Annotated in this window: 25 protein-coding genes; 11 read left to right on the top strand and 14 right to left on the bottom strand. The window is 41.5% G+C overall.

Annotated features, from left to right (window positions below; all coding sequences use genetic code 11):
- Window positions 1-81: 81 nt before the first annotated feature.
- The 3 genes from RMX69_RS03295 to RMX69_RS03285 form a co-directional block, all read right to left on the bottom strand.
- Window positions 82-936 carry a DNA-formamidopyrimidine glycosylase gene (locus RMX69_RS03295; protein ID WP_289795288.1) on the bottom strand — a complete coding sequence of 285 codons (855 nt, stop codon included), beginning with the start codon at window positions 934-936 and terminating at the stop codon, window positions 82-84.
- A 251-nt stretch (window positions 937-1,187) separates the two neighbouring features.
- A complete protein-coding gene (locus RMX69_RS03290) occupies window positions 1,188-1,403 on the bottom strand; it encodes a photosystem I reaction center subunit IV (RefSeq protein WP_094349537.1) in 216 nt (71 codons plus the stop codon).
- A 301-nt stretch (window positions 1,404-1,704) separates the two neighbouring features.
- Window positions 1,705-2,289: a PAP/fibrillin family protein gene (locus RMX69_RS03285; protein ID WP_289795287.1), complete on the bottom strand. Its 585-nt coding sequence runs from the start codon at window positions 2,287-2,289 to the stop codon at window positions 1,705-1,707.
- Between the two features lie 244 nt (window positions 2,290-2,533).
- Here RMX69_RS03285 and RMX69_RS03280 point away from each other — a divergent pair, with 244 nt between their 5' ends.
- Both RMX69_RS03280 and mraY read left to right on the top strand, forming a co-directional pair.
- The gene (locus RMX69_RS03280) at window positions 2,534-2,776 is read left to right on the top strand and encodes a DUF3134 domain-containing protein (RefSeq protein WP_289795286.1); all 243 of its coding nucleotides are present in this window, start codon (window positions 2,534-2,536) and stop codon (window positions 2,774-2,776) included.
- Window positions 2,777-2,855: 79 nt separating this feature from the next.
- Window positions 2,856-3,959: a phospho-N-acetylmuramoyl-pentapeptide-transferase gene (gene mraY / locus RMX69_RS03275; RefSeq protein ID WP_322636506.1), complete on the top strand. Its 1,104-nt coding sequence runs from the start codon at window positions 2,856-2,858 to the stop codon at window positions 3,957-3,959.
- A 153-nt stretch (window positions 3,960-4,112) separates the two neighbouring features.
- Here the strand turns inward: mraY and RMX69_RS03270 are convergent, their stop codons facing one another.
- The 4 genes from RMX69_RS03270 to dtd form a co-directional block, all read right to left on the bottom strand.
- On the bottom strand, window positions 4,113-5,864 hold the full coding sequence (locus RMX69_RS03270) for a diguanylate cyclase (RefSeq protein ID WP_289795284.1): 1,752 nt from the start codon (window positions 5,862-5,864) through the stop codon (window positions 4,113-4,115).
- Between the two features lie 142 nt (window positions 5,865-6,006).
- Complete coding sequence (locus RMX69_RS03265) at window positions 6,007-6,510, bottom strand: molybdenum cofactor biosynthesis protein B (protein ID WP_409878100.1); 504 nt, start codon at window positions 6,508-6,510, stop codon at window positions 6,007-6,009.
- Between the two features lie 162 nt (window positions 6,511-6,672).
- Complete coding sequence (gene psb28 / locus RMX69_RS03260; protein ID WP_194042354.1) at window positions 6,673-7,014, bottom strand: photosystem II reaction center protein Psb28; 342 nt, start codon at window positions 7,012-7,014, stop codon at window positions 6,673-6,675.
- Window positions 7,015-7,118: 104 nt separating this feature from the next.
- Window positions 7,119-7,571, bottom strand: a complete 453-nt coding sequence (gene dtd / locus RMX69_RS03255; RefSeq protein ID WP_322636505.1) for a D-aminoacyl-tRNA deacylase — start codon at window positions 7,569-7,571, stop codon at window positions 7,119-7,121.
- Window positions 7,572-7,678: 107 nt separating this feature from the next.
- Between dtd and RMX69_RS03250 the strand changes: the two genes are divergently transcribed.
- Window positions 7,679-8,449 (top strand): Rpn family recombination-promoting nuclease/putative transposase, encoded by a 771-nt coding sequence (locus RMX69_RS03250; RefSeq protein ID WP_322636504.1) that lies wholly within the window; start codon window positions 7,679-7,681, stop codon window positions 8,447-8,449.
- A gap of 164 nt (window positions 8,450-8,613) precedes the next feature.
- Here RMX69_RS03250 and RMX69_RS03245 read toward each other — a convergent pair whose 3' ends face one another.
- Window positions 8,614-9,714: a GTP-binding protein gene (locus RMX69_RS03245; RefSeq protein ID WP_322636503.1), complete on the bottom strand. Its 1,101-nt coding sequence runs from the start codon at window positions 9,712-9,714 to the stop codon at window positions 8,614-8,616.
- A gap of 137 nt (window positions 9,715-9,851) precedes the next feature.
- Here RMX69_RS03245 and cysS point away from each other — a divergent pair, with 137 nt between their 5' ends.
- The 3 genes from cysS to RMX69_RS03230 all read left to right on the top strand — a co-directional run bounded on the left by cysS (window position 9,852) and on the right by RMX69_RS03230 (window position 14,450).
- Window positions 9,852-11,297: a cysteine--tRNA ligase gene (cysS, locus tag RMX69_RS03240; RefSeq protein WP_322636502.1), complete on the top strand. Its 1,446-nt coding sequence runs from the start codon at window positions 9,852-9,854 to the stop codon at window positions 11,295-11,297.
- A gap of 120 nt (window positions 11,298-11,417) precedes the next feature.
- Window positions 11,418-12,857: a TldD/PmbA family protein gene (locus RMX69_RS03235; protein ID WP_289795279.1), complete on the top strand. Its 1,440-nt coding sequence runs from the start codon at window positions 11,418-11,420 to the stop codon at window positions 12,855-12,857.
- Between the two features lie 246 nt (window positions 12,858-13,103).
- Window positions 13,104-14,450, top strand: a complete 1,347-nt coding sequence (locus RMX69_RS03230) for a TldD/PmbA family protein (RefSeq protein WP_322636501.1) — start codon at window positions 13,104-13,106, stop codon at window positions 14,448-14,450.
- Window positions 14,451-14,862: 412 nt separating this feature from the next.
- Here the strand turns inward: RMX69_RS03230 and RMX69_RS03225 are convergent, their stop codons facing one another.
- The 4 genes from RMX69_RS03225 to coaD all read right to left on the bottom strand — a co-directional run bounded on the left by RMX69_RS03225 (window position 14,863) and on the right by coaD (window position 17,913).
- Window positions 14,863-15,903 (bottom strand): VCBS repeat-containing protein, encoded by a 1,041-nt coding sequence (locus RMX69_RS03225; RefSeq protein WP_322636500.1) that lies wholly within the window; start codon window positions 15,901-15,903, stop codon window positions 14,863-14,865.
- Between the two features lie 408 nt (window positions 15,904-16,311).
- Complete coding sequence (locus RMX69_RS03220; RefSeq protein ID WP_322636499.1) at window positions 16,312-16,638, bottom strand: Ycf66 family protein; 327 nt, start codon at window positions 16,636-16,638, stop codon at window positions 16,312-16,314.
- A gap of 145 nt (window positions 16,639-16,783) precedes the next feature.
- Window positions 16,784-17,452 (bottom strand): DivIVA domain-containing protein, encoded by a 669-nt coding sequence (locus RMX69_RS03215; protein ID WP_289795277.1) that lies wholly within the window; start codon window positions 17,450-17,452, stop codon window positions 16,784-16,786.
- The gene (gene coaD / locus RMX69_RS03210) at window positions 17,362-17,913 is read right to left on the bottom strand and encodes a pantetheine-phosphate adenylyltransferase (protein ID WP_094349553.1); all 552 of its coding nucleotides are present in this window, start codon (window positions 17,911-17,913) and stop codon (window positions 17,362-17,364) included. Before coaD ends, RMX69_RS03215 begins: the two co-directional genes overlap by 91 nt.
- Before the next feature lie 295 nt (window positions 17,914-18,208).
- Between coaD and lgt the strand changes: the two genes are divergently transcribed.
- The 5 genes from lgt (at window position 18,209) to RMX69_RS03185 (ending at window position 22,719) form a co-directional block, all read left to right on the top strand.
- Complete coding sequence (gene lgt / locus RMX69_RS03205) at window positions 18,209-19,084, top strand: prolipoprotein diacylglyceryl transferase (protein WP_322636498.1); 876 nt, start codon at window positions 18,209-18,211, stop codon at window positions 19,082-19,084.
- A gap of 216 nt (window positions 19,085-19,300) precedes the next feature.
- Window positions 19,301-20,125 (top strand): precorrin-4 C(11)-methyltransferase, encoded by an 825-nt coding sequence (cobM, locus tag RMX69_RS03200; RefSeq protein WP_322636497.1) that lies wholly within the window; start codon window positions 19,301-19,303, stop codon window positions 20,123-20,125.
- Between the two features lie 137 nt (window positions 20,126-20,262).
- Complete coding sequence (locus RMX69_RS03195; RefSeq protein ID WP_289795274.1) at window positions 20,263-20,616, top strand: phenylpyruvate tautomerase MIF-related protein; 354 nt, start codon at window positions 20,263-20,265, stop codon at window positions 20,614-20,616.
- A gap of 80 nt (window positions 20,617-20,696) precedes the next feature.
- A complete protein-coding gene (rlmN, locus tag RMX69_RS03190; protein ID WP_289795273.1) occupies window positions 20,697-21,788 on the top strand; it encodes a 23S rRNA (adenine(2503)-C(2))-methyltransferase RlmN in 1,092 nt (363 codons plus the stop codon).
- A 472-nt stretch (window positions 21,789-22,260) separates the two neighbouring features.
- A complete protein-coding gene (locus RMX69_RS03185; protein ID WP_322636496.1) occupies window positions 22,261-22,719 on the top strand; it encodes a hypothetical protein in 459 nt (152 codons plus the stop codon).
- Between the two features lie 77 nt (window positions 22,720-22,796).
- Here RMX69_RS03185 and RMX69_RS03180 read toward each other — a convergent pair whose 3' ends face one another.
- Window positions 22,797-22,976: a replication restart DNA helicase PriA gene (locus RMX69_RS03180; protein WP_118168842.1), complete on the bottom strand. Its 180-nt coding sequence runs from the start codon at window positions 22,974-22,976 to the stop codon at window positions 22,797-22,799.
- Window positions 22,977-23,616: 640 nt separating this feature from the next.
- A complete protein-coding gene (gene uvrC, locus RMX69_RS03175) occupies window positions 23,617-25,494 on the bottom strand; it encodes an excinuclease ABC subunit UvrC (RefSeq protein WP_322636495.1) in 1,878 nt (625 codons plus the stop codon).
- Window positions 25,495-25,847 lie beyond the last annotated feature (353 nt).

Genomic DNA, 25,847 nt, shown 5'->3' with positions numbered 1-25,847 from the left:
CATTTTAAAAGAGTTCCGAGTTAGAAGTGAAAACTCTTAATGCTGTACAGAAGCGATTGGTCACGTCTGTACTCCTAACTCCTAACTCCTAACTCCCCGCAAAGTTTGACACTGGGAGCAAAAATGACTAGATCGCCCAGCTAACCTGATCCGTTGAATTGATGTACCACAAACTCGACAGGGTTCCCCAGCGCGGTTATAAACCCAGGCTACACCACCATAATTGCCGTTAGTACCTTTAACATTTAAGAAATTACTAAATGTCGTACCACCAGCCTCAATACTGGTTTCTAACACTTGAATGATGGCGGTTCGCAAAAGTTCAATTTGCTTTAGCTGCAAATCTATACACAAGGTTTCAGGTAAAATCCCACTCTTAAATAATGCTTCATCAGCATAGATGTTACCTAATCCCGCCACCACCGATTGATCCAGTAGCGCAGTCTTTATTGGACGGCGGCGGTTGTGGAGTTTGTTTGCTAGATACTCGACAGTGAATTCGGCTGAAAATGGATCTGCTGCCAGTTTTGCCAAACCAGTCATAATACTTTCAACAGCAACACCAGGCGGAACCCACCATATTTTACCGAAGGTTCGCTGGTCAACAAAGCGCAATTCCTGCCGATCCCCAAAGAATAATCTAACCCGCGTGTGCTTGTGTAATGCTTCATCTCTATCCAGCCATAATAGTTGACCGGTCATTCGCAGATGAACTCCTAGCCAGCCGGAAGACGAAGAGAGTTCGGCGAGGAGATATTTACCGCGACGATGCCAAGTAGCAATCGCATTATTTTTAATTCCATTAACAAACTCACCAACAGAAAACGGGTAGGCGATGGTGCGATCAAGCAACACATCTCCACCCGTGATTTCTTGATTGAGGGTCAATTGATTTAGACCCTTTCGGACTGTTTCAACTTCAGGCAGTTCAGGCATTTAAGCTGAGTTAAGCAGGCAATTGTGATTTATTTGAGGGTTCGAGCTAGAAGAGATGGGGTAGTAACTTACATAGCCGTAGATGGCTCGTATTACTACCCAAAAGAAACCGTAAATACCCGCAGGGCGGCTCTCTTAGATTAGGGTAGGCTAGGACAAAGAATGGATGAACTGAAATTTTCAGACTTCATACTTCAGACTTAAGACTACCCTTCATCATCGCATCAAACAACCCCCTTGTAGCTTTGCTGCTATTTTTTCGGTGCTTTAGCCTTTGGTGCTTCAACCTCGACTAATTCATCCTGGGCAAAGTTGTTGGTATTGATACCAGAGTAATTGACCTTTTCAAAGCGGACAATTACAGGGTATTTGATGCCGCTTTGGTCGATGGAAGCCACAGTTCCTAGATCCTGAAACCAGTAGGATTCAGGGCGGAGAATACGTACTTTAGAACCACGTTGAACCATGATTATTTTCCCTTTTAGTTATCAATCGCCAATCTAGAGGGCTAATTGATTTCACTCTACAACCTCAAGGTCGCAGCAAGAGTCTTTGTTAAGTTATTTGTCTGAATTGGGGAGTGGGCATTGGATTAGGGGAGAGGTTACAGGTAGAAAGCTGATAGGGAATAATCTGTAACCTGTACCCTATTCCCTTCTTCACTCCCGACTCCATAGCACATCCAAAATTGCAAAAGGTATCAGACCCTACTTGACAAGGTAGACGTTATAGCGTACCTTCATTCGCAAATAGCTATTTTGTAAAAGCTTATGTTTTAGTTAAGACAAACACACTTCCCTCATTACCTCTGCCGATCCGCAGATCGTTATCTATATAAGTGATATCTAACCAGCCTTGCTGTTTGTCACTGTTTATGGCAACATCAATTCCGGGAAATTTTCTACCTTCTTCAATTTGTTGGATAAAAGTTACCGGAGAATTGTATTCTATTAAACGTTGTAAGCCGATAATAGAACGCTCAAATTTTACTTGGACACGCCGACCTGAAACAGGCTCAAATTTAGCAGCAACGCTGACTAATCCTTCTAAATAAGGTAAGCCATAAATCTCAGCTATGTTGTAAACACTGGTAGTCTCTACCCGGATACACTGATAGATTTGACCCAGTTTGCATAAAGGTAGACGATCTAAGTTTAAAAGAGCCTTGCTAGTGGTGTATAGTAATCGCCAATTGCCATCTAGCAAATTACTAGCTTCCACCGGACGGGGTGTAGGATTAAAGTCTTCTAAATTGGCGATCGCTGCTAAGATAGCTTGTTTCTGTTCTTCGGTCGCCAGTAGACCGCGATTTGTACCAGCGATCGCATCGATAAGAGCCGCTTTTCCCATCATCGCCTGTCACCTCAAAAATCACTCACTTTCCATCAGCATAAACAAGATATTAATGACATATATGTAGAGCCATAAAAATTACTAAGAATCGCTTGACTTAAGCCTTATGCTTATTAAATAAAAAAATTTCTATCTGAATGCGGATTTATCAACTAAAGGGTTGAAAAGATAACTAAATTAATCCGTCTCAAGTGATAGACTCTAAATGTCAACTTACGTAAACCTTTTCTTGACCTGACTCGATATGTTGAACTCTCCATTACGTGAAGCGGCTCGTAACCAACGAGCCGATGTCATCCCCCTAAAACCAGAGTCCTCTTTGTTGGACTGGTTACAAAATAACGGTCGCATCATTGCCCGTGACGTTCACGAACCGGATTTTCGAGATAACGAAGAAGGAATAGACTCCCTAATGGGTGTAGATGATGGAATTGGCTACGACCTCGATGATGATGACGATGATGATATAGGAATCGCTGAGAATTAGCCTTTTCAGGCTAGGGACTTGGTAGTATCCCTAGTTACTGGTATTCAATTTTATAAGTGTGGAGTGAAGGGAAACTTCTGTGGACGCTAAATTATCTCCTGAGCAAGGATTAAACATTTCTGGAATAGCTCTAGCCTCTTTATTAGCCGTAGGGTTAGGTACAACAGCATTTTTCTTGGATTCGATTGCCAATCGGCTACCGTGGCAAAGTATGTCGCTAACTCTGCCACTACTATTGTGTGCGTTGGGTTCGGGTGTAGTGGGCTATTGGGTAATACCTTTACTTCAAGCACTTAAAACTGGACAAATAATTCGCGAAGATGGGCCTCAAGCTCATCTCAAAAAGGCAGGCACTCCCACAATGGGCGGTATATTTTTTATACCTGTATCTGTGTTGATTGCCTGTATATTGTCTAACTTTTCTAAAGAGGTGCTTGCAGTTTCGGCTTTGACAATCAGCTATGGATTGATTGGTTGGCTTGATGACTGGCAAATTCTGCGCCGGAAATCCAATAAAGGTATATCTCCCCGTACAAAACTAGCTTTGCAGGTGAGTTTTGCGGCTGTGTTTTGTTTATGGCTGATGTTTAATCAACCTTCTAATATTACAAATATTGCTTTGCCTTGGGTGGGCTTCACACTACCATTAGGATTCCTATTTTGGCCTTTAGCAGGTTTTGTACTAGTTGCAGAAAGTAATGCGACTAATTTAACAGATGGTATTGATGGCTTGGCAGCAGGAACAGTAGCGATCGCACTTTTAGCATTAGGTGCTTTAGTCGCACCAACAGTACCAGGATTGATGGTTTTCTGTGCTGCTTTAAGTGGCGGGTGTTTAGGTTTCTTAGCCCATAATCGCAACCCAGCACGCGTTTTCATGGGAGATACTGGTTCCCTGGCACTGGGAGGAGCTTTAGCTGCTGTAGCACTATTAACAAACACCTTAGTAGGTCTGTTTATTCTCAGTGGTATCTTCTTTGTAGAAACCCTTTCGGTGATGGCACAGGTAAGTTATTACAAAGCCACGAAGGGGCCCGATGGCAAAGGCAAACGTCTCTTCAAAATGGCACCCTTGCACCATCATTTAGAACTTACTGGCTGGTCAGAATTGCAAGTGGTTGGAGTGTTTTATATAATCGCAGCGATTTTGGCTACTATCTGTTTAGCGATCGCACCTTTCTAAATGTTTTAAAAACTGCTTGAATATAAAAAAACAACTCCCACATCTTCAGGGAGTTGTTTTTTTATAGGGTAAATTTATAAAGTCATGGAGTCAATCTAAAATCTAAAATCTAAAATTGTTTGACTGCTTGCGGTATTCTAAATTCTTTATTCTTCAATTATAGGTATTTATATATTCTCTAACTCGATTCTTCCCTGTTCGCTTTGCCTCAAGCATCGCTTGATTTGCTCGATTTAGCAAATCCTTAACCGTAATTCCTGGTTCTGATACAGCTATTCCAAAAGAAGCAGTGATCCTTTCGAGGATCTGATCGCCGTCTCTCAATTGCATTTGTTCAATATCTAGCCTTAATTGTTCTACTCGCTTCCTGAGCGTTTCCAGTGTCATATTAGGCATCACAATCACAAATTCTTCACCACCCCATCTGCAAGCAATATCAAAAGAGCGAATAGATTTTAACAGTAACTTTGCTAATCCCTGGAGAACAATGTTGGCAGTCACATGACCATAACGCGAGTTGTAAGACTTGAAGTTATCGATATCAAGGAAAATAATACTAAGAGGTTGTCCCGATCGTTCGGCTTCTGCTAGCCTTTGTTCCGTTATGCTTTGCATATAGCTTTGATTGAATAGTTGGGTCATCCCATCCCGCAAGTTCTCATGGGTTAGACGTTGTTTTATCGATAAATTATTCAGTGCAATGCCTAATGTTCTAGCAATAATCTCAGAAGTTTGTTGATCTTCTGGACTGATTTCTTCAAGTGCATCAATGTGTAATATCCCAACTACTTGGCCTTGTGTAAACAATGGAACACACAAATGTGTGCCGCTAACTGGCTCTATTAAGTGACTGCAAATTAATCCTGAATTCCGAGGCGATGAAAGATTTAACTTTCCTCTCCGCAATGCCCAACAATCAGATAGTGAAAATATTTGTTTACTGCTTTTTTCACCTCCCCAAAAACTATTCATCTGAACATAATTTTTGGAATTAGCAATTATATAAATAGAACCACTCATATTCGGAAACAGCTTGGAACACGTTAAAGCGACTACCTGATACACCTCATCTTCAGACTCGCAGGAATAAAGCATATCCGCCATATCTGAGAGATATATAAGTTCTCGTTTTTTTGCTTCCAATTCCAGTGTTTTTTCTTCTAGCTGCCGATTTAAATCAGTGAGCGATCGCTGTGCTTCTATAGATTCTGTGATATCAATACTGATTCCCCCAATACGGTAAGCGCCCGTTGCGTAATCGCTAAACGGAAACTTAAATGATAGCCAGTAGCACGGCTGATTGTTACCAGATACTTTTACCTCTTCAATTAGCTTCAAAGGACGTAGAGTCTTCAAAACGATTCGATCGTTTTCCATTACTCGCCGCCCCTCTTCTGGATCTGGCAAGAATTCACTATCCGTTTTTCCTAACCATTCTTGTGAATTTACAGAAAATCTAGACTGTATTTCCTGGTTGTAGTAAAGCACTCTAGATTGCTCATCTTTGATATATGCTGCAAATGGCCCCTGATCTAGGAATAGCCGTTGCATCTGCTGGCTGCGTTGAAGTTCACGAGTATCTTCTTGATATCTGGCGATCGCCTTTACAACTAGATAAGCGGTTGGCGTCAGGTAGAGTAAGGCAGACAAGGAAATAAACGCCATTACATCAAGTACGCATAAGTGCAGCAGGGACACTGCCGTATATGGCTCAAAGATCGCCAAAAAGTGATGAAATCCGCAAAATAGTACGAATCCACCTGATAACAAAAAAGCTAGCCAAAACTTAGAAGGGATAGTTGCCTTAGTTTTGGCAAAGAAAACCCCTATTACTATGGGGATACCAAAATATGAAAATGCAGTGATGCTGTGAGCAATTATGCAATTCCAGTAAATAGGTTCCATTACTGACCTGATATTAATATTTCATCCGTTTGACTATAATTCTGGGTAGCCTCAATATGTAAGTAGAGAAAGGATGATTTCAGTACATCATGCCTTATTTTTACAAAATTTATCATGGTAACTATCTGAACTCCTGCTCATTTCAACTCTTACAAACCTGACTTACCAAGTGAGTGAGTTCGGGTAAAATGAGTTTTTCCATCGCCAGTCGCACAGCATTACTGGAACCTGGAAGCGAGAAGATTAATTTATCTTGATAAACACCAGCAACGGCACGAGAAGCGATCGCCCGCGAACCAATTTCTTGATAACTTAAAAAACGAAATAATTCACCAAATCCCGGCAAAGTTTTCTCCAGTAACTTCTCAATGGCATCGTAGGTAGTATCTCTTGGTGCAATACCTGTACCACCATTGATAATTACAGCATCCAAATTTGAGCTTTTACCCAGATTTTCTATCTGCCCTTGAATTTGTGTTGCTTCATCTTTGATAATCGTGTAGGCTCCGACAGCATGGTTAGCACCAAGGAGTAACTGCTGAATTAGCTGACCACTTTTGTCTGTTTCTAAAGTGCGTGTATCGCTGACAGTAACTACAGCACAAGTTACTAGAACTCCAGGCGAGTCTGGGTGGGGTTGTGGCATTATATGTCACTAATGAACTTTTAATAATGGATAATTGGGCATGGTAAATGGCGCATTGACAATTACCGATGCCCCATGTTCTATGACGCCAGTTGCTTCAACGGATAGCCCAGCGTTAGCGAGTACTCGATCGTCGGGAACCTCCGCAATGCACTGGCTCCCCTATGCCTCGTTTTTGCTCAGTCCCAGATCGTTTTCTTCGGCATAACGCTCCATGAACCGCATAAAGCGCTCCCATTCTTGAGCAGATTTCATTACGTAAAGTGCTTCTAATTCTTCCGGTTTCCCGTTAATAAATTTAGCTTTAACTTCACGGGTAATTATCTCGCCTTCTTCGTCAATCAAGTACATCCCGGTAATATCTTCGGTAGTACCTTGATCTAAAATTTTCGGATTTGTAAAAATAAACGTCGCTGTACCACTGTCTCCAGTGCGCGATCGCGTCAAGCGCACATCTGGAGTTACCTCTTCGTCAAGACCTCTAGAAAACTGGATTTTCGCCATGATGAATGAATTTAAACTTTGGTAATGGTTAATTTAATATTCTCTCATCAATTAGAACACCACGGTCTAGAGGCTACTGTTATTCATTTTTTTGGTATATATACTTAAATTGCTTCTTTTTCAAGTAACAAAGTTACAGGTCCATCGTTTTCAATTGCAACTTGCATCATTGCACCAAATTTACCTGTTTCTACCTGCAATCCACTAGCTCTTAACTTAGCAACAAAACTATTATACAAATCTTCTGCCGATTGGGGAGCGGCTGAACGGTCAAAAGAAGGACGGCGACCTTTGCGACAGTCACCGTAAAGCGTAAACTGACTAACTACTAACAAATCGCCACCTATTTCTTGTATAGATTTTTGCCATCGGTCGTCTCCTTCTTCGTCAGGAAACAACCGCAATTCTAAGCACTTACGCACCATCCAGGCAATTTCAACACCAGTGTCGGTATTCGCAATACCCACGAGTAAATTTAGCCCCCGCCCAATTTTGCCGACAATTTCACCATTAACTGTAACTTGAGATGATTTGACTCGCTGAATAACAACGCGCATTTTAATCTAAAGGTTTATTAACGTTTCAATTTTAGAGCGATTGCATTCTTAAACTGCAAACTAAATATAGAAAGAATGAGCGCTTACCATCTGAATAAAATCTCTTAATGTTCGATAACGTTTGTAAGTTCCTTGCTGAAACTTTCTCCAGTGACTTTGCCACTTGGCTGTTAGGAGAATCTATCAACCTGACTGAATTAAGTCCTTCTGAACTTTCTCTTGAACCAATCCGTGCCGATGCGCTGATATTGCTTCAATCCGATAAAGTTGTGCTGCATTTGGAGTTCCAAACCCAGCCCAATGCTGATATTCCCTTTCGGATGATTGATTATCGGTTGCGAGTGCATCGCCGCTTTAAAAATAAGCGAATGCGTCAAGTCGTGATTTATCTGCAACAAACCACATTCACTTTGGAAGAAAACTCTCATAGGTTCGAGGTAATTCGTCTTTGGGAGCAACCAACAAGTGTATTTTTGGAGCATCCAGGATTATTACCATTTGCAGTGTTAAGTCAGACAAATGATCGCACTGCTACATTACAACAAGTTGCTCAGGAAATTTCAGAAATTACCAATCAACGTATCCAGAATAATGTTGCAGCCTCAGCGTTCATTCTGGCTGGGCTAGTATTAGAGAAGGAGATAATTCAGCAATTGCTGCGGAGGGAACTTATGCAGGAGTCAGTAACTTATCAAGCTATCCTTGCTGAGGGTTTAGCCGAAGGTCGGGCGGAAGGTCTTGCTCAAGGAGTACGGCGTGTAGCGATAAATTTGCTCAAAGAGGGAATCTCAGTGGAAATAGTTGCAAAAGTGATGGGGTTAACCGTAGAGCAGGTGCAGCAGTTGGGAAATGAAGAAGATGGTAATGCAGGAGAGTGAGGAAGCGATGTCTACGACGGGCTGCGCCTACGCTATTTTCTCATTTTCCATTGCTCAAAATCGATGGCAGAGCCATTAAGAATACATTCCCAGGTTCCACCTGGGAACGAGTATTAAACTTTTAACTCTTGTACAGACGGGATTAATCGCCTCTCTCCTAACTTTTATTTGCCAAAACCTTTACCGCGAGAGGTTGAAGGTAGACAAATGCAGTTTTCGAGTTGACTAATTAAAGCCTCACGATCTAAATTTTGACCAATCAGCACTAGCTGATTTTTCAATTTACCTTTCCATTCATCATCATCCAAGGTAAAGCGTTTACCGCAAAGGTGGAAAATATGACGCTTCGGACTTTCATCAAACCACATAATCCCCTTGGCTCGGAAGATATTTGAGGATAGCTGGTTATCTAAGAAATACTGAAACTTCTTAATAGAAAAAGGCTTGTCACTTTGGAAAGAGATGGAAGTAAAACCATCATTTTCTAAATGGTCAGAATGATGGTGATGATCGTGATGATCGTGGTCATGGTCGTGATGATCGTGACCGCATGTTGAGTGATCGTGATCATCATGACCATGATGATCGTGTTCATCCACCACTGTGTCAAAATATTTATCTGACTCAAACAGACCAACACTCAAAATTAAAGGAAGTGGCACTTGCGATCGCGTAGCGCGAATAATTCTTGCTCCTTCCTTAACTTCATTGATTTTTCTTTCTAACTCATTCAAAGTGGCTTCATCAACTAAATCAGTCTTGTTCAGCACAATTACATCGCCATAAGCAATCTGGCTGTATGCTGCCTCAGAGTTAAATAAATCTAGGCTGTAATTGGCCGCGTCTACTACGGTAATAATCGAATCCAAGCGGGTTAAATCCCGCAACTCTGTGCCCAAGAATGTTAACGCTACTGGTAGTGGATCTGCTAATCCAGTTGTTTCCACTACTAGATAATCTAGATTTTCTTGGCGTTCTAAAACTTTGTAAACTGCATCTACTAAATCATTATTAATAGTGCAGCAGATACAACCATTACTTAGCTCCACCATGTTTTCACCAGTGGAAACAATTAGCTCGTTGTCGATGCCAATTTCACCAAATTCATTCACTAGAACAGCGGTTTTTAAACCCTGTTGGTTGTTGAGGATATGATTAAGTAAAGTCGTCTTGCCACTACCGAGGAAACCCGTAATGATTGTTACTGGCATTCCTTGTTTGGGCGTATCCATTGCGGAAGAGTCGGGTGTAACTGCTGATTGCATAGCGCTGTTATCAAATAGTCAAAAAATAGTAATGTAGCGCAGATAGTCCAGAAAACACTAGCATAGGGATGCTGGACTGTCATCCCAGCTGCCTTACCCTATTATTACGTATCTCCTTATTTCAGCATTACTCTGTTATGACCCTAACCCTTTACAATACCCTCACCCGTCGTCAAGAACCGTTTGAAACAGTCGAACCAGGCAAGGTTAAGATGTATTACTGCGGCGTGACGGTATACGACTACTGCCATTTGGGTCATGCGAGAGCTTGCATTGTTTGGGACGTAGTACGCCGATATCTCCAGTTTATCGGTTATGAAGTCCGATATATCCAAAATTTTACTGATATTGATGACAAGATTCTAAATCGATCGCGGCAAGAACATTCATCAATGGAAGCTGTAGCCGATCGCTTTATCAAAGCATATTTTGAGGATATGGCGCGATTGGGAATCAAAGAAGCTGATGAATATCCCCGTGCTACCCATACGATGAATGGCATTCAGAGGTTAATTCATGAGTTGGAAAATAAAGGTTTTGCTTACCCTGCTGACGGCGATGTGTATTATGCAGTACGGCAGTTTGCTGAGTATGGCAAGCTTTCGGGACGCAAGTTAGAAGATATGCAAGCCGGGAAAAGCGAGCGCGTTAACGTAGAAGATCCAGAGTACCAGAAAAAGAAAGACCCCTTTGATTTTGCCTTGTGGAAGGCAGCAAAACCGGGAGAACCCGCTTGGGAATCACCTTGGGGCGCAGGTCGTCCAGGGTGGCATATAGAATGCTCGGCAATGGTACGCGATCGCTTGGGTGATACGATCGATATTCATGCTGGTGGTGCTGACTTAATTTTTCCCCACCACGAAAACGAAATTGCCCAATCTGAGGCTGTAACAGGAAAACCTCTAGCAAATTACTGGTTACATAATGGCATGGTGAAGGTAGATGGTGAAAAAATGTCCAAATCTTTGGGCAACTTTACCACTATTCGAGACTTGCTGGATCGAGGAGTTGACCCGATGGCAGTGCGGTTATTCGTGCTAACGGCTCAATATCGCACACCCATAGATTTTACCGATGAAGCGATCGCCGCAGCAACCAACGGTTGGCACACCATTAAGGAAGGTTTACTGTTCGGCTACCAATACGGTAAACAACTAGGTTGGGGAGTGGGAACCGCTTCACTGCTAGCTGAAACTGTTGAACGCTTTCAAGAAACCGTAAATAACGACTTTAATTTTCCTGGTGGGTTAACAGTGCTGTTTGAATTAGCCAAAGAACTGCGCCGTGAGGGAAATATTATTGTGCATGAAGGGAAAACCGAAACATCAGCACAGGAGTTACAACTTCAATGGCAAACTCTCGTCACATTAGCTGGAGTTTTGGGTTTAGAAGCCGAGATAGAAGCCGAAACTCAAACAAGTAATGGTTTAAGCGATGGGGAAATTGAGGCGAAAATTCAGCAAAGGCAAGAAGCACGTCAAACCAAGAATTTTGCCGAAAGCGATCGCATTCGTGACGAACTCCAGGCACAAAGTATTACGCTAATTGATAGCCGTGATGGCACACGCTGGCACCGGAATTAGAGAGAGTGCGGAGTGGGGAAGAAGCAAGGGAGCAGGGAGCAGAATTTCCCCTCTGCACCCTGCCCCCGCCCCTCTGCCTCTTTTCAATGCCCAATGCCCGATTCCTTATTCCCCTAAATTATGTGGTCTGAACTTAGAAAAGCGATCGCTAGTTTCGATATACCCGCTGATTGGATTGGTATTAGAGCCGTAAAGGAGACTTCTACTAACCGTTTAGTCCGTGACGCCTTACCCCAACTAAACGGCAAATCCTTCACTGTCGGAGCCATGCTGGAAGTTTTGGTTAATGGCTGTCTGGGTTATGCAGCTACTAACTCTCTAGAACTGTCTTCCCTGCAAACCGCTGCCCAAACAGCCTACAAACAGGCACTAGCAGCCAGTGAATGGTGGATACATCCTTTCCGTGAAAGTGAGCGCCCTAAAGTCGTTGGTGAATATAAATCTCCATTTCTTGAGCCATTGGATGCTCTGAGTCCAGGGGAAATCAACGATTTACTGGTTCGTATTTGCCAAACGCTCAAAGTTGACGACAAAATTGTGCAAACCATAGCCAGTGCCAGCACCACTGAGAGAGAATCTTGGTTTGTTAGCAGCAACGGCTCAGAAGTTTATCAAAAAGTTCTATCTATAGGCACTCATTATGGAGCCACTGCCCAAGATGGAGCAGTTGTACAGCAGCGCAGCAACAACGGCTCCCAAGCAAACTGTTACCAAGGCGGACTCGAACTGTTAAAACAAGAAAACTTATGGCATCGGGTGCGGCAAATAGGTGAACAAGCAATAGAACTCTTGACAGCAGAAGAATGCCCAACCACCCGTACCAATTTAGTTTTAGCCCCAGATCAAATGATGCTGCAAATCCATGAAAGTGTTGGGCATCCCCTAGAAATTGACCGAATTTTGGGAGATGAGCGTAATTATGCTGGGGGCAGCTTTGTTAATAAAAGCGATTTTGGCAACCTAGTATATGGTTCGCCATTAATGAACATTACCTTTAATCCTACCGTGCCTGGTGAATTTTCTAGCTACGGCTTTGATGATACTGGTGCTGTAGCGACACGGGAGTATTTGGTTAAAGAAGGTGTACTGCAACGGGGTTTAGGCAGTCTAGAGAGTCAAGCAAGAGCAGGTGTAGCAGGAGTTGCCTGTGCCCGTGCTTCCTCATGGAATCGACCAGCGATCGATCGCATGGGTAACTTGAATTTAGAGCCTTTAAACGGCACTTTTGAAGACATTATTGGCGAGATAGAACACGGCGTTTACATGGAATCTAACCGTTCTTGGTCAATTGACGATCGCCGCTACAAATTTCAATTTGGTTGTGAGTACGCTAAATTAATTGAAAACGGTAAACTTACCAAAACTCTTCGTAATCCCAACTACCGCGCCACAACACCAGAGTTTTGGCATAGTTTAATTAAAGTCGGAGATGCCACAAACTGGCAAATGTATGGTACTCCTTATTGTGGTAAAGGAGAACCAAATCAGGCCATTTGGGTAGGACACGGTTCACCTGTCTGTGTATTTGCTAATGTCGAAGTTTTTGGTGGAGGAACTTGAAAAATACAATAGTTAGGAGTTGGTAGTTAGGAGTTAGGAATTTTCAATTAAGTAGGTAGGCATAATTAAACATCAAATAAAATTCTAGCTCGTAGTGAGCGATTCATCGCTCAAAAAGGATTATCAGGACTAAAGTCCTTACTACAAACTTTAATTGATTTACGCCTAGCTACTTATAAAAATTCTTTTAACTCCTAACTCCTAACTCCTAACTTTCTCCCTATTCTCTATTAATATTTAATATCTATGAAAATTGAGGAATTATCTGCGTTAGAAGTCAGCTTTAATCGACTGATTGAAAATCTGCTGATTAAAAAAGCAGAAGATGAACAATTCACTGTGAGACTTAGTAGTGAAATAAGTCAATTTACTCGTTTTAATCATGCGAAAGTGCGACAAACTGGTTGTGTTGCTGATGGTTGGATAGAACTGACTTTGATGCAAAATCAGCGCAACAGTGTTCGGCAGTTTCCCTTTACTGGAAATTGGGAGGTAGACTGGCAGTTAGCATATACTGCTTTGCAAGAACTACGTGACGAACTTATTTTACTACCCGTCGATCCATATCTGGTTTTGCCATCAGGAAATAATATCAGTCGAGAAATACATTCTGGAAATTTATTAGAGGCTGAAGCAGTAGTACCAACTGTACTAGAACTAGTTGCTGAATTGGACTTTACAGGGATATACGCAGGGGGAGTGGTAATTAAGGCTTATGGTGATTCTAGCGGTCAAAAACACTGGTTTGCGACTGATTCTTTTACCTTAGATTATTCTCTATTTTCTCCATCTGGACAAGCAGTTAAGGGCACGTTTGCCGGGAGTGATTGGGATGAATCTAAATATATAGCCAAAATTAACGAAGCTAAAAAACAACTAGAATTGCTGGCTCACCCAACAAAAGAACTGCCACGGGGACAGTACAAAACTTATTTTGCACCTGCTGCTGTTGCAGATTTATTATTGATGCTTTCTTGGGGAGCGGTAAGCGAAGCTGATATCCAACAAGGAAACAGTGCTTTAGCTGCTTTATCACGTCAAGAAAAACAACTTTCTCTAAGATTTAATTTAAAAGAAAATTTTCAGCGGGGATTAGTGCCGCGATTTAATGAATTGGGAGAAATGGCAGCACCGGAGTTACCTGTAATAGAAAAAGGATATTTGGTAAATACTTTAGTGAATTCTCGCACTGCAAAAGAATATCAAAAGATTGCCAACGGTGCTAATGGTTCAGAGACTTTACGAGCGCCAGAAGTGAGTCCGGGAAATTTAGTATTTGAGCAGATTATTCCGAGTTTAGATACAGGATTATATGTATCAAATTTGCATTACTTGAATTGGAGCGATCGCCACACTGGTAGAATCACAGGTATGACCCGCTATGCTTGTTTTTGGGTAGAAAATGGAGAAATTATCGCACCAATTGAGAACTTACGTTTTGATGAAAGTCTCTATCGCTTCTGGGGAGAAAATCTAATAGATTTAACTACTTTTCAAGAATTTATTCCTGAAGTAGGTACTTATGAAAGTCGCCAGCTAGGAGGTAGTTTAGTTCCCGGTATGCTGGTAGAAGATTTTACATATACTCTGTAATCATGTGCTGAGAGGAAATCAAAAGACAACAGATAAAAATAGGCTTTATCGCTCCCTTTATGATTCCTAATTAATATTAAATCCATGCTTTTTTAAACCTATTATCCTTATGCAGAATGGCTTTTGCAGTTTTCCAGCTTGGTATTTAATAATAGCGTAAGTCACTTTAGGATCAGGGGAGCGATAAAACCAAGAAATTTACCCTAAGAGGATGTTTGAAAAGTATTGCGCGGACAGTAATCGCTACTACACAAAAATTCGCGTAGCGTCCTGTAGATAATGTAGATAAGGGGATTTCCCTATGAACAACTGGCGCACGACTTATAATCGCCAAGGCTAGTAATAAATTAGACTTTACAAACATCCTCTAACAGGGAGGTGACATTGGAGCTAGCTAATGACAAACAAACTATTAAGCTAGAGCGACATAGACATCAGCATTTCCAAAACCAACAATATCATTGCGACCATCGCCGTTGATATCGCCAAGTTGACGCGGATATTGGTTAAAGCTAGTCCATCCGCCATCAACCACAGTAAAATTATTGTCCTGAGCGACAAATATCGAACCGAAAGTGCCATCACTTTGACCTAGAGCGACGTAGACATTATCACTTCCAAAACCGACAATATCATCGCGACCATCGCCATTGACATCACCAAGCTGACGCGGATATTGGTTAAAGCTAGTCCATCCGCCATCAACCACAGTAAAATTATTGTCCTGAGCGACAAATATCGAACCGAAAGTGCCATCACTTTGACCTAGAGCGACGTAGACATTATCACTTCCAAAACCGACAATATCATCGCGACCATCGCCGTTGACATCACCAAGCTGACGTGGATATTGGTCAAAGCTAGTCCATCCGCCATCAACCACAGTAAAATTATTGTCCTGAGCGACAAATATCGAACCGAAAGTGCCATCACTTTGACCTAGAGCGACGTAGACATTATCACTTCCAAAACCGACAATATCATCGCGACCATCGCCATTGACATCACCAAGCTGACGCGGATATTGGTTAAAGCTAGTCCATCCGCCATCAACCACAGTAAAATTATTGTCCTGAGCGACAAATATCGAACCGAAAGTGCCATCACTTTGACCTAGAGCGACGTAGACATTATCACTTCCAAAACCGACAATATCATCGCGACCATCGCCGTTGACATCACCAAGCTGACGTGGATATTGGTCAAAGCTAGTCCATCCGCCATCAACCACAGTAAAATTATTGTCCTGAGCGACAAATATCGAACCGAAAGTGCCATCACTTTGACCTAGAGCGACGTAGACATTATCACTTCCAAAACCGACAATATCATCGCGACCATCGCCGTTGATATCACCAATCTGACGCGGATATAGGTCAAAGCTAGTCCATCCGCCATCAACCACAGTAAAATTATTGTCCTGAGCTACAAACAACGAACCGAAAGTACTCATTATAATGCTCCTTTAAGCAATAATATTGCGCGTAGTAAAACTACGTACCTATTTAAGATTCAGTTTTAGTTCCAGAAACTACGCTAATCATTTACAAACCTTTACACCGTAATATTTTTATTGCAGCTTCTAACTACCAAGCGATGACTGATGAAGAGTTACGGGACTGGGTTCGCTAGCATCCCAAAGATGTAGAAGCTTTCCACATTCTCATGGATAGATTAGAGTAACGTCCAAAAATGATTTGTACCACAGATGAAGAAATTGAAGCCAAATTGCAAAAGCGAATTAACCAATCGCGATCGCAGTGAAGCATATTGGAGATTAGGTACTTTTCCCATTACCCAGTACCCATTTTTCTGATTTTTCAATGCCAATATTATTAATTAAATTCTCTCAATACTAAAGTCATCTATCTCTGTAAACTGCATTAATTACAATATCTTTGATGCTCAGGTAAAGAATTAATAGCAACAATAAAAATTGCTCAAATTGAAGAACTGGATCTAAACGCCAACCTTGATAATACAAGATTACTCCACTTAACAACATTATAATTGGCGTAAATATAAGTTGGATAAGGTAAAGGGCTAAAGCCCAACCTCTAAGGCTGGTTCCACGCTGGGATAGCCAAGCTACTGTTAAAATTAAGTAAATAATTGCCCAAAGCAAATAAATAATTCCAATTAAACCAGCTATATTTAATCCAAAATTCACTTGAGCAAAAGTAAGCATTTATTAAAAATCCTGCTTAATTAAAAGCTAAAATTTTAAATTTATTAGTAGGTAGATTCCCTAAAATTACTCCTTCATGAAAATTGTTGGGTTAAGCAATAGCGAAACCCAACCGATAATTTTTCCTCATCTCTGGTTATAACCTCTATCTTTTTTTACCTGGAGGTGAATTACGCTGGGTGAGGTTATCAATTTGCAATTGTTGCCGTCCGTTGGTGATAACTCGCAACATCTCTTTGAGATCCTGCTCGATATTTCCCAAAATGCCATCGGCATAAGCATCGGCACCATCTTCAATTTCTTGAGCATGAGCGATCGCATTTTGTCGCATCAGTTCTAACTCTTGCTGACAAGCATACCGCTTGCGGTCAATCTCGGCGAGGGTTTCTTGCATTATTCCCTCACACTCTTGTTGCACTTGTCGCCGCAGTCGTTCAGCTTCCTGTTCAGCCTGGTGAATAATATCGCTTTCAGCTAAAATTTGCGCTCTTTTTGCTTGTGCAGCCTCAACAACCTGCTGTCCATACTCTTCCGCTTCTAACAGAATTTCGTTCTTTTGGTCAAGAACTGCTGCTGCTTCTTGAAAAAGTGATGGTAAAGCCAGCCGGATGTAATCAAGCTGATCTAGCAACTTTTCTTCATCTATGAGTGTGCGTCCCGTTAGCGGAATCCTGAGACTAGAGAGAACCATTTCCTCTAGGCGGTTGAGTTCCTGCTGAATATCTATGCTTCCCTCTCCACCGAGATATTCTTGAGGGGGGGGATTGCTTCCGTTGAGATTGGGTTCAACATTGGAGATTTCTGATTGTAGCATTGGTATATATCTAGGGCAATGTGTGGGGGAACGAGATGATCGATAGAGCCACCAAACCTTGCAATCTCTTTTACCACACTACTACTTAAAAAACTATACTCATTTGAGGTTGCGAGAAAAACTGTTTCTATTTGGGTAGAAAGAGTTTTATTGGTGTGAGCCATTTGCAGTTCCACTTCAAAATCTGACACAGCCCGTAAACCCCGGATCAAAACTTGTGCTTGTTGCATTTGAGCATAATTGACGGTAAGACCATCAAAGCTGTCTACTTTTACATTAGGTAGATGTTCTGTAGAAAGACGGATCTGATCTAGCCGTTGCTCCACACTAAAAAGTGGCATCTTGTTAGGGTTCCGTAGTACAGCGACAATCACCTGCTCAAACAGCCGACTACTGCGCTGGATGAGATCGAGGTGTCCCAAGGTGATGGGGTCGAAGCTACCAGGATAAATAGCAATCACAATTTTAAATATATCAAAGTTGTTTAGGTGATTATATCGAAACCATTTTGTGTAACTTACTCAAATCTACCATCTTGCGCTCTCGGTAAGGATGGTAAACTCAATTGTTTTAGTGGCACAAGTTATGCTCAACTAGGCGTTAGGAACTAGACTCCTAAATATGAATACTGAATTTTTACTTACGTCTCCACAATGTTGTGGAAGATTCAAGTGTAGTTACAGTATTCGAGACACAAGAAACTCCGTACTTAGCAAAGTGCGCGGGTAGTTAACAAACTTTTCTAGGTAATTTTTCATGGTACTGGATCTTTCCACCTTACCTTTGGCGTTTCAATTTACTTCTCCAGGGCCGATTTTGCTGAAAATAGGGCCACTAACTATCCGTTGGTATGGCTTATTGATTGCCACAGCAGTGTTAATTGGCGTCATCCTTTCCCAGAATTTGGCAAAGCGCCGCAATGTTAATCCTGAGTTGTTAGGTGATTTGTTCTTTTGGTTGTTGATTGGGGCAATTCCTGGCGCACGGCTATATTACGTTTTCTTTGAGTGGTCCAAATATGCTTCAACTCCAGAAAAAATCTTTGCGATCTGGGAAGGAGGTATTGCCATTCATGGAGCGATTCTTGGTGGCGTTGTGGCTGCGTTAATCTTTGCCAAAATCAAGCAGGTTTCTTTCTGGCAACTGGCAGATTTAGTAGCACCTTCGCTGATTTTAGGACAGGCGATCGGACGTTGGGGTAATTTCTTTAATTCTGAAGCTTTTGGCGATCCTACTAATTTACCCTGGAAACTCTATATTCCAGCAGACCATCGTCCTTTAGACTATGTTAATTTCGATTACTTTCATCCCACCTTCCTCTACGAATCTCTATGGGATTTAATGGTGTTTACGCTACTAATAACGTTGTTTTTCCGGTCTTTAGCCGGTAAACCGCGTCTGAAGGTAGGCACCCTGTTTTTAGTTTACTGGCCAGCTTATAGCTTAGGACGCTTGTGGATTGAAGGCTTTCGCACTGATAGCTTGATGCTGGGGCCATTACGGATGGCACAAGTAGTTAGTAGTCTAGGAATTCTATTGGGATTAGTTGGATTAGCTTGGCTTTACTTACTCAAACGCCCTTTACCCGATGTAGTTCCTACTGCTAAGGGAAATGGGGAGATGAGGGGATGAGGGAGCAGGGGAGGCAGGGGGAGCAGGGGAAGCAGAGGAAGAAAGAATAGTAACTAATGCCCAATGCCCAATTCCCGATATCCAAAAATAAAAAATGCCCCAGAGTATTCTCTAGGGCTTAACCAGGGTGCATCTACCATTACTCTCTACTAGGGAAAGAGGGTGAATCCGGAAAGATACTGAGAAAATATCAAAAAAGTTTTTTGAGGGATTGCCGTGTGTTCTTCTAAAAGTGAATATACAGAAAACCTGAGTTATAAAAAAACGCTATATGCAATAGAACCATCTGTGTACATTGTCGGAGCAGGCCCTGGAGATCCTGATTTATTAACGGTAAAAGCGCAGAAGCTACTAGCTGTTGCTGATGTGATTTTATTTGCTGATTCTTTGGTACCCGAACAGATTTTAGAACTTTGCCGAAAAGATGCGGAGATCATTAAAACTGCGAATCAGACTTTAGAAGAGATTTTGGCGGTCATGATTGATAGGGTGCGATCGCAGCACAAATCTCTAGTCCGTCTTCATTCTGGCGATCCTAGTCTCTACAGCGCTATCCACGAGCAAATGCACCTCCTCGCAGAGGCAAATATTCCTTTTGAAGTAATACCTGGTATCAGCGCCTTTCAAGCCGCTGCTGCCAAACTCAAACTAGAATTGACTGTCCCTGGTTTAGTCCAAACCATCATTTTGACTCGCATCAGCGGACGTACAGAAGTCCCCGTCGCCGAAGAATTAGCCACTCTTGCAGCACATCAGGCTAGCCTCTGCCTATATTTAAGTGCGCGTCACGTCGAAAATGCCCAAGCTAAATTACTCGAACACTATCCAGCCGAAACCCTGATTGCGATTTGCTTTCGCATCGGCTGGCCCGATGAAAAAATCAGGGTTGTCCCTCTGAATCAAATGGCAGATTGCACTCATCAAGAAAAACTAATTCGCACTACACTTTATATAATCAGTCCAGCACTCTCGACAACAACAGGGCGATCGCGTTTATATCATCCCGAACATAATCACCTATTTCGCTCATCTCATAACTAAATAGTGGGCATTGGGCATGGATTATTCTCCTCATATCCCTTGTCTCCCTCATTTTCCTTGTGTCCCCATTCCCTCATTTACTCTGCGTTTCGGTAAACTTAACAGTGTAATAAAATCCAAAATTCCAAATCAGTACTATGCCTTTAATTAAAGTGCAAACTTCTGCATCTACTCCTCAAAAAGCTGAAATTGAGTCAATGCTTTTAAACCTCTCAGCCAGGTTAGCGAAACATTTAGGAAAACCAGAATCTTATGTAATGACTGCTTTTGAACCAGAAATTCCCATGACTTTTGCCGGGAATACAGACCCAGTTTGCTACATTGAAATTAAGAGTGTTGGCACGATGAAGCCAGATCAAACCGCAGCAATGAGTCAGGACTTTTGCCAACAGATTAATCAAACTCTAGGTGTGCCAAAAAATCGAATTTATATAGAGTTTGCAGACGCTAAGGGTGCAATGTGGGGCTGGAACGGCACAACTTTTGGCTAGTTTCTCGTCATCTTTAGTCAAGACTAACTCGATCTAGCAGGTGTAGGATAGAGATCCAACATCAACTCGTGATTTTTTTTATGTCTGCTACGCCTCTTGTATCTCAGGTTGACTTCAACTCAGAAAAATCAGAATTAATCCCTCCCCTTCTAGGTGCTTCTCTGGCAGAGTTAACTACTTGGGTGCAGCAACAAGGACAACCTGCTTACAGAGGAAAGCAGCTGCATGAATGGATCTATGACAAGGGAGTGCGATCGCTAGCTGATATTTCTGTCTTCCCCAAGCAATGGCGTGCAGAATTAGCAGAAGTTCCCGTAGGACGCTCAATTTTACATTACCGCTCTGAGGCTCCCGATGGTACGGTCAAATATCTTTTACGATTAGCAGACGGGCAAATTATTGAAACTGTTGGCATCCCCACCTTCGCAGAAAGGGGAGAAGGCCCAAAAGCCCGTCTGACAGTTTGCGTTTCTACTCAGGTGGGTTGCCCAATGGCGTGTGATTTCTGCGCTACTGGTAAGGGAGGCTACAAGCGGAACCTTGCACGGCATGAAATTGTCGATCAGGTGTTAACTGTGCAAGAAGATTTTCGGCAACGGGTTAGCAATGTGGTGTTTATGGGACTGGGCGAACCGTTGTTGAATACTGAGAATGTCCTCGCAGCACTGAAATCCCTCAATCAAGATGTCGGTATTGGGCAGCGATCGCTTACAGTTTCTACAGTGGGAATTCGCGATCGCATCCGTCAGTTCGCGCAAAATAATTTGCAAATCACTCTCGCTGTAAGTCTCCACGCACCCAACCAAGCACTCCGAGAAAAACTCATCCCCAGCGCCCGCGCCTATCCTCTCGAAGATTTACTGGCTGAATGCCGAGAATATGTGGAAATCACTGGCCGCCGCGTTACTTTTGAATATGTTCTCCTGGCTGGTGTTAACGATTTACCAGAACACGCACTGGAACTTTCAAAATGTATGCGAGGATTTCAAAGTCATGTGAATTTGATTCCCTACAATCCCATCCAAGAAGTAGACTACAAACGCCCCAACCGCGATCGCATTGAAGCATTTGTCAACGTCCTTAAGCAACAAAATACTGCTGTGAGTGTGCGTTATTCCCGTGGTTTAGAAGCCGATGCTGCTTGCGGACAATTGAGAGCAAGTAAGAATTAAACTTGTTGTAGTCAATTTTATGTATGAATGAATATGAAACCGCAGATAAACACAGATATGTCTTCAGATACATCTGTGTTTATCTATGGCGTAAAACTGCTTGAGATCCCTTTGTTAACTTACCCACCGCAGGTAGATTTACGGTAATCCGGCAAACCATGTCAAACATTTAAATGTATAATTTAATTAAGATGAATATCTAAGAAGCGACAGTTCTATGAAAAATCAAGAGAATGCACTGGATATAACCTTGATTTAGAAATCTATTCTCAATGCACTAATATGTAGAACACGTCACTGACTGAAGAATGTTGGCGTAGTCAGCCCTAAGCCTATAACGGTAAATAAAACATTAGCTTTAGTTAACTATTCCAAGCCCCTGTATTTATATATTATATAGGGAAATTCTGTTGACATTTTAAGGGTTTAGCGATCGCTCAACCCAACTTATAACAATTGAGGAAATAATTGTATGTTGAATCGCTTATCGTTGGTTAAAGTATGGCTACCATTGATTGTGCTTGCCAAAGCTTTATCGATTAATTTTCCTGCATCTGCACAAATAATTCAGACGAATCCCCAGACGCCAGATTCGCCTCAAGAAAGAATCAGACAACAGCAAGAGCAGCAAAATCAGCAAACACAAGAACGAATGAACCAAACATGGCTACGGCAAAATTTTCAACAACCACAACAACAGATAATACAACAGCAAGAATTTACACGACAACGGCAAGAAATGCTCCGCCAGCAACAATTTAGACTACAACAGGAAGAAACAAGACTACAACAGCAAGACTTTTCACAACAGCAACAACTGAGAATACAACAGCAACAACTTAGACAAGATCAACAAATTAGACAACAGCAACAATTTAGGTTGCAACAACAGATCCGACAGCAACAACTCAGACAACAGAATAATCTGTAAAGTCTTTAAAATTTATGACAAGTAAATTTATTATTAGAAATTAGAGAATGTTTTCTCTAATTTTGAGTTTCTGTTATCTAGCGCTGTGCATAAATTCCTGGTGCATAAGCCTCAATTACTTTGCCAGTGCGAGTGCAACTAATCATCAAGTAGTCACAACTAGAGCATTGTGTTCGAGTTAATTGACTATCAGAAATATAATAACGTTCTGCTTGGCTGCCGCAATTTGGGCAGTAAATCTTTTGTACTGTCTGCATTTTAAAACCCCTGGTTGTAATTTATTTTTTATTTGAGAAAACTGCCAGTTAAAGTAGAAAAAATTTTGGTTTGACCCAACTTAACAAACGACTTTAATATTGGCTAATTATTTTAAACAAAATTTCAGATTTGAAAAAACTTCAATTTCTCTCTATACTATCCTATAATTTAAGTGATTTTACCCTCTTACTTTAGGTACATAAATTATTTTTTAATGAAATGACGCTTAGAGATTTACTGATCCCTATAACGAATGCCTTGAGAGAGACTTATTTATAGTCATCTTGGACAGATACAAAAAAAAGCCGTTCTTGTATTCAAAAATTAAACTACAGAAAATACTGTATATTTAGTAACAAAATATTTATCTTAAGGATTAGTTAATATTTGCTGGTAATATTTATGAGGTGAAATTCTGGTGTGAAAATTTAATCAAAATTACCATAGTTATGAAATACTTGTAAATTTACGGTATTTACACATCTTAAATTCTCGCAGATAAACTTAACAGAATCCTCTGCGAGAGTGGAACTAATACTTTTTCAAGCTAGTTTTAAGGGTGTGTAGTAAGGACTTTAGCCCTTACTACAAACTTGTTTATTCATATATAAATTGAAATTTTACAGATTACTAATCTTCTCAAGCAGGATGAAAATAATCGTAAATTTCTTGAGCCAAACGCGGTCCGATTCCTGGAACCTCTGCAAGTTGTGGGGTTGTTGCTTGGCGAATATAATCAACTGAGCGAAAATGCCCTAGTAGCTGCTTTTGTCGATGATGTCCTAAGCCAGGAATTTCATCTAAACGCGATCGCTTCAATTTATCATTGCGCTGTTGACGATGGAAACTCACTGCAAACCGATGCGCCTCATCCCGCAACCGCCGCAATAACTGTACCCCTGGTTGTTCTGCATCAGTTGTCAAGGGTTTAGATTCTCCTGGTAAAAAAATCTCTTCTCGCTGCTTTGCTAAACTTACCACTCGCAAGTCTTCTAATAAATTCATCTCTTGCAAAACGGCGACAACTGATGATAACTGACCTTTACCACCATCAATCATGATTAAATCAGGCCAGTCAGGATTACCTAAACGTGTTAATTGCGGATTTTCCCCATACTTGCGAAACCGCCGCTGGATGACTTCAGCAAGACTAGCAAAATCATCTGAATGTCCTGCTGTCACCGTGGGATTTTTAATTTTGTAGTGGCGATAATGTTGTTTGGCGGGTAATCCATCGATAAACACGACTTGGGAAGCTACTGCATTTGACCCTTGAATATGGGAAATATCATAACCTTCAATGCGGTGGGGTACATCGGGTAAATCGAGAATGGTAGCTAAATCTTGCATTGCTTGGTGATTGCGATCGCCCAATTTCTGCATTCTTTGCAATTCATACTGAGCATTTCGCTCTACCATCTCAATTAATTCTGCCTTAGTTTGCCGCAAAGGAGTCAATATTGTGACTTTTTTGCCTTTACGTTGAGTTAAGACATCCGCCAATATCTCCGCATCTGGTAAATCATGCTGTACCAAAATCTCTAAGGGTATTTCCACCGAGTCAGCAGTTTGGTAATGTTCTTCTAAAGCTCGTTGTAAAATAGCTCCTGGTTCTGCATGAGCATCCGCTACAAAGGCTAAACGCCCTACCAATTGCCCAGCCCGAATCTGGAATAGTTGAATACAGGCGTGTTGTTCATCGGCTGCTAGTGCGATCGCATCCCGCGAAACTGTATCATCTGGTAAGGAAACTTTTTGGTCGGCTGTCAGTGACTTTAGCCCAGAAATTTGATCGCGAATTCGCGCCGCTGACTCAAAATTCAAGTTCTCAGCGGCTGCGTTCATCTGTTGGGTCAAAATATCAATCAGTTCTTGGGTTCGACCTTGAAAAACCATCGCGATTTTTTGGACAATTTTACGATATTCTTCTGGTGAAATCATCTGTTGACACACACCAGGACAACGCCCTAAATCAAAATTCAAGCAAGGGCGGTCTTTAAAAAGTGGTTGAGGTCGTTGTCGCTGTGGAAAAATGCGCTTGCAGATGCGGACAATTTCTCGTAATAAACCAGCATCAGTATAAGGGCCGTAAAATTTATCCTTTTCTTTACCGAATTGCCGCTTACGGGTAATAAAAATTCGCGGATAATCTTCTGACCAAGTAATGCAGAGATAGGGATATTTTTTATCATCTTTGAGCAACACGTTAAAGTATGGCTGGTGTTGCTTGATCAAATTGGCTTCTAGCGCTAAAGCTTCGGCTTCAGTATCAGTAACGATGAATTCAATTTCTGTCACCAACTTGACCATCGTGGCGATACGTTCAGTCTTGTTGTAGCCATCCCGGAAATAGGAACGGACACGCGATCGCAACTTACGTGATTTACCTATATATATAATGCGATCGCTCCTGTCCCGCATGAAATAAACCCCCGGTTCCGGTGGAATTTCGGCTAGACGATTTTCCAGTCGTTCCGGCTCTTTAACCAGTGGTAATATTTGAGTAGATATTGTCACAATCAAAATTAAGTAATCTTTCTCTATTTTAAGAAAAATTCTTTTTTCGTGCCGATTTCATAAATTATTTATCAAGTAAATATAAAGTAGCCGCTTCTAAGCTAAAGGCTTGCCAAAAACTTACTCCAAGTATCACAACTTTCGAGCAGACTAGAGTTTGTTTCGCTGTCACCTTAGTTATCGGCTGCTGCTGTCAGAATAAAAACTTTGCTTTTTGAATCTATAGTTAACATTTTGAAATTGGTAATCATTTATTATCTAAAACTTTATATGTTAGATTATATGATAATATTTTTGTATTGCTCTATATTATTTATTAATAGTAACTAGGCTTATATATTGCTTGTATAAAC

The sequence above is a fragment of the Nostoc sp. EspVER01 genome, assembly GCF_034530635.1.
In the GTDB taxonomy this organism is placed as follows: domain Bacteria; phylum Cyanobacteriota; class Cyanobacteriia; order Cyanobacteriales; family Nostocaceae; genus Nostoc.
The sequence above is the reverse complement of the archived record's forward strand: the minus strand, read 5'-3'. Positions and strand labels throughout refer to the sequence as shown.